The sequence below is a fragment of the Marinobacter sp. G5_S1_61_S3 genome (assembly GCF_054968585.1).
Genome location: NZ_JBQKUK010000001.1, coordinates 183,965 through 195,404, shown reverse-complemented (window position 1 = coordinate 195,404; position 11,440 = coordinate 183,965). Strand labels below are relative to the sequence as shown.

Here is an 11,440-nt window from a genome sequence, read left to right as displayed (position 1 = left end):
TTCCGGACAGTGGTCAGAGGGGGAGGTGGGCGGAAATGCCCTCTACGGGCCGTCTCGCGACATTGTCCTGAAGACAGGACAGTGTCCCGTTTTCAGGACAGCGCTGAGCACCGCACAATGCATCCGTGGTCATATTCGAGACGTATAAGTCTTCGTTTCCGCCCAGATGAACGGAGAGTCCATGCACGTCAACCGCCTGCTGGCGTTGGCCGCCAGCACCTTGCTATCTGCCTGCGCCTCACACCTGAACGCGCCAGCAGAAACGGTGTCGGTCCCCGATACCGGCTTTCGCACCACAACTGGCATCACCTATTCCCCGGACAGCTGGCCTCAGGAGCTCCAGGCGGATCTTTATCTGCCAGACAGCCCCGACCCCGCACCTGCAGTACTCCTGGTGCATGGCGGTGGTTGGGAACGGCGTTCGCGGAAGGACATGACATGGATCGCAGAGCACCTCGCTGGCCGGGGCTTCGCCGTGATGAACATTGATTATCGGTTTGCACCTGAACACACCTTCCCGGCGCAACTCCACGATCTTCAGATAGCCATGAACTGGCTTCATGCCAGGGCGGGAGCCTACAACCTGGACCGGAATGCGATCAGTGCATTTGGCTTTTCTTCTGGCGCTCACCTGGTCAGCTTGTTGGCCGTGATTGCCGAAAGCCAACACACGTTGAACCAACCACACGGAGGCGCGGACGCGCGGCCGGAGGCTGTTGTTGCCGGTGGCTTGCCAGCCGACCTGCGAACCTTCGGGTCCGGAAAGCTGATCCGTCAGTTCCTGGGCGGTGATCAGCAGGACATTCCGGGTGTTTATGAGGCCGCCTCGCCGATCACCCACATTACCGCCGGCACGCCTCCGTTTTTCCTGTTCCATGGCGCCCAGGATATGCTGGTGCCTGCGGATCAGGCGCGGGATTTTCGGGCACGCCTTGCGGAGCATCACGTTGAGAGTGAACTTTACCTGATGCACCTACGAGGCCACATCACCAGTTTCCTGACGGCCGGCAATGCCGTTGAGAAAGCTACAGACTTCCTGATCCGGCACGCGGAAAAGCAGCCGAAGTGACTAAAGAGTCACAAACGGAGCAATTGTTAATGCCAGGATGACAACGATGGCCAGGCAAGCCGCCAGGGTCGTCACCGGCTTGCGGCGAAGCCGATGCCAGAATCCGCCGACCCGGCCCGCCGCCAGATCCTCCTCGTAAGCGTCACGCTGACGCTGCAGGCGCTCCTTCTGGTAGGTCTGCAGCAATTCCCGGGCTCGTTGGGCCTCCTCATTGTCGTGGACCCAGAATCCACCCATGCTGATACCCCAGCGACTGGGAGGCGTCTCGTAGTAGGACACGTTGTGCGTCTCGAACAGCTCGCGTATTTCGTCCGCCTCGTCGTCGGGGACGTGACGAAGGTTCATGAGGTGGTTGGTCATGGTAGGTCCGACACCGGTTTATGGGATACCCTTATCATCCTAGACCCTTATCCTAGCATTCCGCGGCGGCTCTCACCGCCCAGTCGATCAGGATACTCGATGCCAGACAGCGCCATTCGACGATTACTGGAGTTCGACAATCAGGTTCAGCGCGACCGCGACCAGAACCCGGTGTTCCTGCACCGGCGGGATCGCCGTTTTGCCCTGGACTGCCACAACCAGGGCGTCAGCCCGGGTCCGGATCGGTGGCTTGAACATGTCAGGCGCCTGTCCCGCCGTAGACCGACCGATGACCCGTTGAAATTCTGGCGAAGGGTGACCACAGGTTTTGCCCTGGCGGGGCTCGTTGCCGGAACGCTGGCCATGCTGGGGCTACTGTTCTACGACGGTGGCCAGCGAATCAATCTGACGGTGATCCTGGCCTTCGTGCTGCTCCAGTGCATCCTCGCTGTGGTTACCACTGTCCAGGCCTTTGCCGGCTGGCAGCCCTGGCGCTGGCTGCTGAGGAAGTTTGCGGTCGCACGCCCCTCGGGCGCCCTGCGAACACTGCAACCACTGTTAATGGCCCGTGCCGCCCATACCGGCGGACTGGTGTTTGGTGTCGCCGGACTGATAACCCTGCTGGTACTGGTGGTGATCCAGGATCTCGCCTTTGGCTGGAGCACCACCCTGAATACCGGCACCGACAGCTACTACCGCATGCTATCCGCCATCGCCACACCCTGGCAGCATCTGTGGCCTGCGGCGATGCCGGACCGCGAACTGGTGGATGCCACCCGGTTCTTCCGCAGCCAGTCTTCCACAACGACCGATCCGGGCCTCTGGGGGAGTTGGTGGCCGTTCGTGGCAATGGTCTGGATGATCTATGTCGTCCTGCCCCGGCTCGCTCTGCTGGTGGTGGCGATCGTTCATCCCCAAATACGCGCGCGTAAGGCGCTCCGAGCCCATCATGGCTGGGTCGCCCTCCAGTACCGCATGGAGACACCCACCGTGGACACGGGCAACCTCCACAACGACTCCGCCGACCAACCGGATACGACAACGTCTGCGAAATTGCAGCCTATCCCCAGGGCCCAGGCTATTATTCGCTGGGCGGAAGCCGGCAGGCCAGCGCTGCCGCAAACGATCATCGCAGGAGACCAGGAGCCCCTCGCCGCCGGCGGTAGCGCCTCGCTCGAGCACGACCATCACATCATCGAACTGGCAAACCAACGACTGACCAGTGCTCTCACTCCAGCGGCAATCATCGTCACCCGCAGTTGGGAACCACCCACCGGTGAGCTTGCGGATTTTCTACAACAGGCTCGCGAAACATGGCCAAGGCAGACCACCATTGCGCTGGTACCGATGGCAGCTCAACCAGACCAGTCGCCACCGGACCATCAACTCAGCCAGTGGCTGCGGTTTGCGGAGCGTACGGAGGATGAGAGGATGGTGGTCAGCACGCCGATGACAACACCGCCGGATATCCTTATGCACCGCGCACTGCAGGACCAGGACGAATAATGAAAACCCCCGTGTTTGCCGTGGTCGGCCACCCCAACAAGGGCAAATCCAGCATTGTGGCCACGCTGTCCCAGAACGACGCCATTGCCATCGCGCTGGAGCCTGGAACCACCCGTAAACATCAGGCCTATCCGTTGGCTGTCGACGGCAAGACACTGTACACACTGGTGGACACGCCGGGGTTCCAACGCCCCCGGCGTGTACTGGAATGGCTTGAAGCCCACAGCGTGTCTGCCTCTGACCGGGCCGAAACCGTCGAGGCCTTTGTGGTCCAACACCGCCAGGACAACGGCTTTGTCGATGAATGCGAGCTCTTGCAACCGCTCATTGAAGGCGCGGGCATCATCTACGTGGTTGACGGTTCGGTTCCCTACAGCACCCAGCATGAAGCGGAGATGACCATCCTGCGCTGGACCGGCCGGCCGAGCCTCGCCTTGATCAACAGTATTGGTGAAGACGACTACAGCGACACCTGGGCCAGGGCGCTCGGCCAGTTTTTCCAGGTTGTCCGGACCTTTGATGCGGTTCGCGCGCCCTTCGAGCAACACCTCAGCCTGTTGCGAGCCTTTGGGCAACTTGAGCCGGACTGGGAGCAGCCCCTGGACAGCGCGACGGCGTTTCTCTCGGCGCAGAGACGGCAACGCCGCACCCAAGCGGCCACACTCATCGCCCGTAGCCTGGAAGACATGATGTCCTTCCGCGAAAAACGGACACTGACTACACTCCAGACCAGCGAAATCTCCGATCACGACCTGGCCGCACAGTTGCGCAAAAGCTGGTATGACAACCAGAGAAAACGGGAACAGCACCTTCGAATTGCCATTGAGAAGCTCTACGAGCATCACCGTGTACAACGACAGGAAGCGGAACTGGAATGGCACAGTGAACACGACCTGTTCAGCGAAGACAGCCACAAAGCCTGGGGAGTAAACCGCCGCTACCTGGCCACCGCAGGCTTCGGGGCCGGTGCCGTGAGCGGGGCCGGGGTGGATGCGTTGACCCTTGGCCATTCACTGGGCGCCGGAGCCCTGGTAGGCGGGCTGATCGGTGCCGCAGGCAGCTATTTTTACGGCGACCGCCTGGCACTGCCGGTGCTCAATACCGGTGTACTGAAAAATGGGCTCAGGACCGCCACCTTCGGGCCTGTACAAGACAGCCAATTCGGCTATGTTGTATTAGGAAGGGCCGTTAATCACTGGTGGCATATCAGCCACCGAAATCATGCCGGCCGGGAACTGCTGGATCTTGAACCTGCCGATGACCATTGGCTTGAGCAACTCGACCGCAGGCAACGCCGGACCATCCATCAGGCCTTTGAACGTTGCCGGAAAAAGCGCGCCCTGGATGACAAAATGAGGATAGCCTTTATAGCCGCCATCGAGCAGTCGCTGGACGCCTACGACGATTGGCGGTTGAACCGAACCTGACGGGGATGTTTATACTGTAAGGCTGCTCCATCACACAGCGAGGGATAAGTATGAAAATTGTACGAGTTCAGGACATTATCGGCTCCGAGCGCGAAGTATCAGGGCCGGGCTGGACCAGCCGCCGCATGCTGCTGAAAAAAGACGGCATGGGCTTTTCATTCCACGAGACCATCATCCCTGCGGGCGCCGAGCTGAACCTCTGGTACAAGCATCACCTTGAAGCTGTATATTGTGTCGCCGGTAACGGCAGCATCTACGACAAGGCCACTGGCGAAACCCACGAGATTTCCGATGGCACGCTTTACGCGCTGGACAAGAACGACCCGCATACGCTGCGTGGTGGCACCGAAGACATGCGACTGATCTGTGCCTTCAACCCGCCCGTCACCGGCCGTGAAGTCCATGACGAAGACGGCGCCTATCTCCCGGACACCGGCGACAACTAAGCCCGGCCCCAGTGGCTGACGTTTCAGGCACAACAACACCGCCACCGGCAGCCAAGCTGCTCCCGGTGGCGGTGTTGCTTTGGCTGGCCGGTGTTTATCTGCGCATACCGGTATTGGTTGCACCTCCCCTGGCGCCGTTCATCAGCGACGAACTCAGCCTGTCCCAGGCTCTGACCGGTGCGCTCACCACTCTTCCAATATTGATGCTGGCTGTCGGTTCCATGCCCGGTTCCCTGGCCATCGCACGGATGGGCCCACGCAATACCCTGGCGCTGGCCATGGTGATTATGGTCATCGGTTCCGCCGGTCGCGGGCTGTCACCCGATACCATCACGCTTATGCTGGCGAGTGCCGTCATGGGCCTGGGTGTGGCCATGATGCAGCCCTCCCTGCCGGCACTCCTGCCACGCTGGCTCGAACCCAAACATCTGGCCATCGGCTCCGCTATCTACATGAACGGCATGCTGATGGGCGAATTCATCGGCGCCGGCATCACCCTCCCGGTACTGATGCCACTGATGGACGACAGCTGGCGCGCCACCCTGCTGGCCTGGTCACTGCCCGCGTTGCTGGTCGCTGCCGCTCTGTTCCTGCCCCGAAGAGAAATGGCCCGACCTGTAAAGAAACCGGCATGGCTGCCTGATTGGAAAAACCCACTGACTCTGCGAATTGGCCTGCTGCTGGGCCTGTCAGGCTCCCTGTTCTTCGGCCTTAACGCCTACATGGGCAATATCCTGGAGCAACAAGGCAACTTCGACATGCTGGCGGACGCCTTGTTCTGGTATAACTTCGCCCAGGTGATCGCCTCCCTGGTCATGCTGAAAATGGCGAGATATTGGGTAGGCCTCAAAGGCCCCATCATGGTGATGGCAACCTGCAGCATCCTGGGCACAGTGGGAACGGTCGTCTTCACTGGCTGGTGGTCAATAGCCAGCGCAACGTTTATGAGCTTCACGGCCGGCATTCTGCTGATCCTGCTGGTGGCTTTACCCCCTGTACTGGTGGAATCAAGAGAAACGGGGCGACTCTCAGCAGGAAACTTTCTGGTTGGTTACACAGTGGCGTTTTCTGTTCCCATGATCGGCGGGTTACTGGCCGATTGGGGCAACGACGCCCGATACGCCATTATCTTTATCATCGCCTATTGCGCTCTGGTTCTTCCCCTGACTTTTACCCTGGACCTGAAACGACAAAAGGGCCAACCCGAAAGTTGACCCTCTGTCTGGTGCCATTGATCTATGCTTTGCCGGGCCGCGGGGTGGGGGTATTTTTTCCTTGGAAATGGAACTCGCTTCGCTCAGACACCCATTTCTGGCGGAAAATATACCCCCACCCCACGTCCTTACCGCTGGCTTAGATGTAATAGTCCTTTAACGGGGGGAAACCGTTAAACTCTATGGCACTGTACGTCGTGGTGTAGGCACCGGTGGACAGCCAGTACATGCGGTCGCCGATGGCCAAATTCAGCGGCAACGGGTACTTGTGGTGTTCGTACATGATATCGGCGCTGTCGCAGGTTGGGCCTGCAATTACACAGTCCTCGCCTTCGCCGGATTTCTCTGTATAGATCGGGAACTTGATGGATTCATCAAGCGTTTCGATCAAGCCACCGAATTTACCAACATCGGTGAATACCCAACGGTGTAGGGCAGTACGCGATTTACGTGAAATCAGCACCACTTCACTTACCAGAACACCTGCGTTGGAAATCAGCGAGCGGCCCGGTTCGATAATAATCTCGGGCAAATCATCGCCAAAATCCTCATCCAGGAAACGCTTGATCTCTTCCGCGTAGGTTTTCAGGTCATTCGTACGGGTGATGTAGTTGGCCGGGAAGCCGCCGCCCATGTTGATCATCTTCAGTTCGATGCCGTCTTCTTCCTTCAGACGCTCGAAAATCACCTTCACCTTGCCCAGGGCGGCGTCCCACGCGCCGATTTCCCGTTGCTGGGAACCCACGTGAAAAGAGACGCCGTAAGGCACCAGGCCCAGATCGCGGGCCAGGATCAGCAAGTCCATGGCCATGTCGGTCTGGCAGCCGAACTTGCGGGACAGCGGCCAGTCAGCGGTCAGGGTGCCTTCGGTCAGGATGCGAACATACACTTTCGAGCCCGGAGCCGCCTTCGCGATGTTGCGCAGGTCCGCTTCCGAATCCGTCGCGTACAGGCGAACACCTCGCTCGTAGAAGGTGCGGATATCCTTGGCCTTCTTGATGGTGTTGCCGTAACTGATGCGGTCGCCCGTCACACCCAGGCCCATGACCTTGTCGAGTTCGTACACCGACGCGATATCAAAGCTGGCGCCCTTGTCCCGCAACATCGTCAGAACCTGCGGGGCAGGGTTGGCCTTCACCGCATAGTAGACGTTGGCATAGGGAAAGCCTTCCACCAGTTCATCGTACTGGCGGTTGATGGTCGCGGTATCAATCACGACGCAGGGCGTGTCCTTGGTATCGGCAAATGCCTTGATACGGGCAAAGGTCTCGGCGTCGTAGTAGTCAGTGATGATGGCGTTGGTGGATTCGGTCATGGATAGGGTTTCCCTCCAAAGGGCAAACGGGTCGTTCAAACAACATAGGTACCGATCCGGTACCCGTCAATCGCGCGATCATCGGTTCTTTTCCGGGGGCGTGATATGAGCATATCTACCCATAACCACCGTCTGGCCCGTTTGCCTTCAGCTCACACTGCGACTGGCCACAACGGCGCCGGCCCGGTGGGGCCGTTCGGGTCTTCGGGCTCGGCCTGGCGCTGCAGGTAATCCAGAATCGCAGTTTTCAGATCACTACCCTGACCGAGTCCCTGATTGCCGAATAGCCGATTGAACTCAAGCACGTAGGGATACCCCTCCACCAGGGCAATATCAAACCCCGCGTGATCCACCTCCAGCTCCCGCGCAAGGCGCAGTGCCAGATCGGTTACCACGGAAGGCACTGGCCCCCGGTCGATGCGCCCACCCTGCGACACGTTATTGTAGAACCCCTGGTCCGCCTGGGTTCGCCAGTAGGCGGATACCACGTTGTCCCCGACAATCACTACCCGCACATCCCGATCAATCGGCAGGTATTCCTGGGCATAAAGAACATGGGTCCGCTCGCAATAACGCTGCCAGTCGGCTTTGTTTTCGATTAACCACACACCTTCGCCCATGCTGGCTTTGGGCAGCTTGGCCACGAAGGGCACGACCATGGCATCCCACACCGCCTGCTGTTCCTCCGGGCCATTGGCTTCAATCAGAGTCCACGGAGTGTGTTCAGGTGCGACCGCCTGGAAAGCCCGGGTCATTTCCACCTTGTCGTGGCCGATGCGATAGCTGGCGACACTGGGGAAAACGCGACATTTCAGGCCGTGAACGAGGGCATTCAGCTGCCAGTATTCCGGGAACAGCACCCAGTCTGCGTCTTTAAGCAGTTCTTTATGGGCCAGGAATTGTTCGGGCTTGAGGGTTTTGGTATTCGGGAAGCCGAGGGTGCGGAATATGTCGAAGGAGACCAGTTTCATTTGGGTTGGGTGCGTGGTTGGGTTGGTCGCATTTTATACAGGTTTGGGTTGGGTGCAATGTTTATTCTTTGCTTTGGCTTTGGGTTGGACTGGGGGTTTAGGGGAGGGGCATGGGGGTGTTTTATTTTTCAAATGAAAATGAACTCGCTTCGCTCAGACACCATTTTCTTTATTGAAAAATAAAACACCCCCATACCCTTAGTTAACGCCAGTTGTCGCGCCGATTTACTGTGGTTTTGACTGGGTTTACCTGAGAGCTTTTTACCGCTAGTACGGTGTCCGCACGCATACATTCGAAATCAAAGCGCAGTTAAATTCCAGCTTTCCGTAACGACATCACCCTTTGCCAATAGAGCGGGGAGGTGGGGGTATTTTTCCGCCAGGAATGGGTGTCTGAGCGCAGCGAGTTCCATTCCCAAGGAAAAATACCCCCACCTCCCCGATCCCCACAAAGGCCTCAGTCCTACCCAAAGCCAAAGGTAAAGAATCAACGAACAGGACGCTTCTTAGTCCCCTGACTCGCATCTGCCGTCAGGGGATCTTCCGGCCAGGGGTGCTTGGGATACCGACCGCGCATGTCCTTGCGGACCTCCGGATAGGCGTTCTGCCAGAAGCTTGCCAGGCCGGCCGTGACAGCCAGAGGGCGCTGGGCTGGGGACAGCAGGTGGATCACCACCGGCACTTGGCCTCCGGCAACCGTAGGAGTTTTGGTCCAGCCGAAGAGGGCCTGGAGCTTGGCCGCCAATACCGGGCCGTTTTCTGCGGTGTAATCCAGCGCCACGGACTGGCCGGTTGGGATCGTCAGGCGGGGAGGAGCCAGCTCTTCCAGTGCCTGTTGTTGCGGATACTCCAGCAGGCTGGCAAGAGCCTGGCTCAGGTTGAGTTTCTCCAGGTCACGCCAGTGGGTCATCCCTGCCAGGAACGGACCAAGCCAGGTGTCCAGGTTATCTGTCAGCCAGCGCTCGCTGACCGTTGGCCATTCTCCGGGAAAGTACTCTGCCAGCAGGGTGACCCGGGCAAGCCACTGCTCCGCCGCCGGCGTCCATGGCAGGCTCCCAAGGCCCTTCTTGCGCACGGCGGCGAGCAGCCCCTGCTGCACCAGTTCCGGGGACGGGGCTGGCAAGGCTGTTTCCTCCAGCTCCAACTGCCCCAGTTTTCGGACGCGACGGGCCACCACGGTTCCGCGTCGCTCGTCCCAGACCGCCTCCTCGTACTCTTCAATGTGGCCGGACAGGTCCTGTTCCAGCACCGCTGGGGTAACCGGTGCAGCAAGATAAATCGTGGCCTCCCTGGCCTTGCCGTCCAGTTCAGCTGCAACCAGCCACTCATAGCGAGCCAGTCGGTCGTCGCTGCGAAGGGCTGCGCCGCGACCGTTGCTGAGCTGGTATCGCGGTGCTTCGCCCCGCCGTTTACGGGCAATCCGGTCCGGGTAGGCCTGTGCGAGCACGCGTCCTACCTCATCGTCAGTGGGCATTGCCTGGGGTCGTTCAAAACCTCCAGCCAGGCGGGACACCGACTTGGTGATCGATATCACCCTGGCGGTATCCACACCCTGTCGCGGGCCGCCCCCCCGCAGCATCCTGACCCGCTCCTGCATATCCGCCCCGGCTGATCGGCCCGCCAGATCCCGTTCTTCCAGCAGCGCCGCCAACTCGGCCGCGAGATAGCCATGGCCAATGTCCCGTCCGCGTAGAATCATGTGCGCCAGCCGTGGATGAACGCCCATGTCCCGCGCCGCCTTGCCATGTTCGGTAATGGCGCTGTCGGCATCCAGCATATCCAGCCACTGCAACAACGCCACAGCCTGCTGCCAGTGCGCAGCAGGGGGCGGGTCAATCCAGTCCAGCTGATCCGGCGACCGCGCGCCCCATTGCGCCAGTTCCAGCACCAGGGGTGCCAGGTCCGCTTCCTGTATTTCCGGCGGGGTGAACTCGGCCAGACCAAACTGGGCGGACTCGCTCCACAGCCGGTAACAGGCGCCAGGCTCAATACGCCCGGCCCGTCCCTTGCGCTGCTCCGCAGACGCTTTTGACACCCAGCCCGTCACCAGCCGTGTCATACCGCTGTTGGCATCAAACACCGCCCGGCGTTGTTGACCGCTGTCGATGACGACGCGTACGCCTTCAATGGTGAGACTGGATTCGGCAATAGCCGTGGCCAGAACCACTTTGCGGTAACCTTCGGGCGCCGGCGCGATGGCCCGGTCCTGCTCCTCGCTTTTCAGGTTGCCGTACAACGGCGCCACGATCACATCGTTGCCTGTCTGGTTCTGAAGCTGACGCTCAACCCGACGAATCTCGCCCGCACCGGGAAGAAACACCAGCAACGACCCACTCTGATCCGCCAGTGCCTCATGAATAACGGACACCACCTGTTGCTCGATCCGGCCATTACGCGGAATGGGGCGATACGCCACCTCCACAGGGAACGCCCGGCCGTCACTACTCAGCACCGGCACATCACCCAGCAACCGGGCGATGGGTGCGGTATCCAACGTGGCGGACATGACGATGATCCGCAGGTCCTCCCTCAAGGCCTGGCGGGCTTCCCGCACCAACGCCAGGCCCAGATCGGCCTGCAATGACCGTTCGTGAAACTCATCGAAAATCACAACGGCGTAGTCTTCCAGCGCCGGATCATTCTGGATCAACCGCGTGAGAATACCTTCGGTGACCACTTCTATCACCGTGGCAGACGTCACCTGCGTATCAAGCCGTGTGCGATAACCAACGGTCTGGCCCGGCTTCTCCCCCATCTGCCCGGCCATGTACCTTGCCGCGGACCGGGCTGCCAAACGTCTCGGCTCCAACATCAGGATCTTGCGATTCTCACGCCAGGGGGCATCCATCAAAGCCAGTGGCACCCTGGTGGTTTTACCGGCGCCCGGTGGTGCCTGTAGCAGGATGGTTGTTTGGGACTCCAGGTTGTTCAGGAGGTCCGGGATGATGTTGTTGATTGGGAGCATTTTTTTGGCTGTGTTTAGGACTGGTCGGTTTGGGGAGGGGCGTGGGTGTGTTTTATTTTTCAAATGAAAATGAACTCGCTTTGCTCGGACACCATTTTCTTTATTGAAAAATAAAACACACCCACACCCTTAGGTAACTCGTCGATTTCTCAAAAGCGTACTATGGG

9 protein-coding genes are annotated in these 11,440 nt (G+C 59.6%); 5 read left to right on the top strand and 4 right to left on the bottom strand.

Annotated elements, in window-relative coordinates; all coding sequences use genetic code 11:
* The first annotated feature begins 181 nt into the window (after window positions 1-181).
* Window positions 182-1,069, top strand: coding sequence for an alpha/beta hydrolase fold domain-containing protein (locus ACTRWH_RS00835; protein WP_462825765.1), 888 nt, complete (start codon window positions 182-184; stop codon window positions 1,067-1,069).
* On the opposite strand, the gene ACTRWH_RS00830 is transcribed toward ACTRWH_RS00835, so the two are convergent.
* On the bottom strand, window positions 1,070-1,429 hold the full coding sequence (locus tag ACTRWH_RS00830; protein ID WP_036207734.1) for a DUF6164 family protein: 360 nt from the start codon (window positions 1,427-1,429) through the stop codon (window positions 1,070-1,072). It abuts the gene before it with no gap.
* 99 nt (window positions 1,430-1,528) lie between these two features.
* On the opposite strand from ACTRWH_RS00830, the gene ACTRWH_RS00825 reads away from it, so the two are divergent.
* From ACTRWH_RS00825 to ACTRWH_RS00810, 4 genes are read left to right on the top strand one after another with little or no spacing between them, the layout of a single operon-like run.
* Window positions 1,529-2,935 carry a DUF2868 domain-containing protein gene (locus tag ACTRWH_RS00825; RefSeq protein WP_462825764.1) on the top strand — a complete coding sequence of 469 codons (1,407 nt, stop codon included), beginning with the start codon at window positions 1,529-1,531 and terminating at the stop codon, window positions 2,933-2,935.
* A complete protein-coding gene (locus ACTRWH_RS00820) occupies window positions 2,932-4,362 on the top strand; it encodes a GTPase/DUF3482 domain-containing protein (protein WP_143743875.1) in 1,431 nt (476 codons plus the stop codon). The genes ACTRWH_RS00825 and ACTRWH_RS00820 overlap by 4 nt, the downstream gene beginning before the upstream one ends.
* A gap of 50 nt (window positions 4,363-4,412) precedes the next feature.
* Window positions 4,413-4,808, top strand: coding sequence for an ectoine synthase (locus ACTRWH_RS00815; protein ID WP_007155480.1), 396 nt, complete (start codon window positions 4,413-4,415; stop codon window positions 4,806-4,808).
* A gap of 11 nt (window positions 4,809-4,819) precedes the next feature.
* Complete coding sequence (locus ACTRWH_RS00810; protein ID WP_085678174.1) at window positions 4,820-6,022, top strand: MFS transporter; 1,203 nt, start codon at window positions 4,820-4,822, stop codon at window positions 6,020-6,022.
* A gap of 139 nt (window positions 6,023-6,161) precedes the next feature.
* On the opposite strand, the gene ACTRWH_RS00805 is transcribed toward ACTRWH_RS00810, so the two are convergent.
* The 3 genes from ACTRWH_RS00805 to hrpB all read right to left on the bottom strand — a co-directional run bounded on the left by ACTRWH_RS00805 (window position 6,162) and on the right by hrpB (window position 11,273).
* Window positions 6,162-7,337: a type III PLP-dependent enzyme gene (locus ACTRWH_RS00805; protein WP_126810903.1), complete on the bottom strand. Its 1,176-nt coding sequence runs from the start codon at window positions 7,335-7,337 to the stop codon at window positions 6,162-6,164.
* A 152-nt stretch (window positions 7,338-7,489) separates the two neighbouring features.
* Window positions 7,490-8,308: an ATP-grasp domain-containing protein gene (locus ACTRWH_RS00800; protein WP_126810904.1), complete on the bottom strand. Its 819-nt coding sequence runs from the start codon at window positions 8,306-8,308 to the stop codon at window positions 7,490-7,492.
* A gap of 487 nt (window positions 8,309-8,795) precedes the next feature.
* Window positions 8,796-11,273: an ATP-dependent helicase HrpB gene (gene hrpB / locus ACTRWH_RS00795; RefSeq protein WP_462825763.1), complete on the bottom strand. Its 2,478-nt coding sequence runs from the start codon at window positions 11,271-11,273 to the stop codon at window positions 8,796-8,798.
* Between the last annotated feature and the right edge of the window lie 167 nt (window positions 11,274-11,440).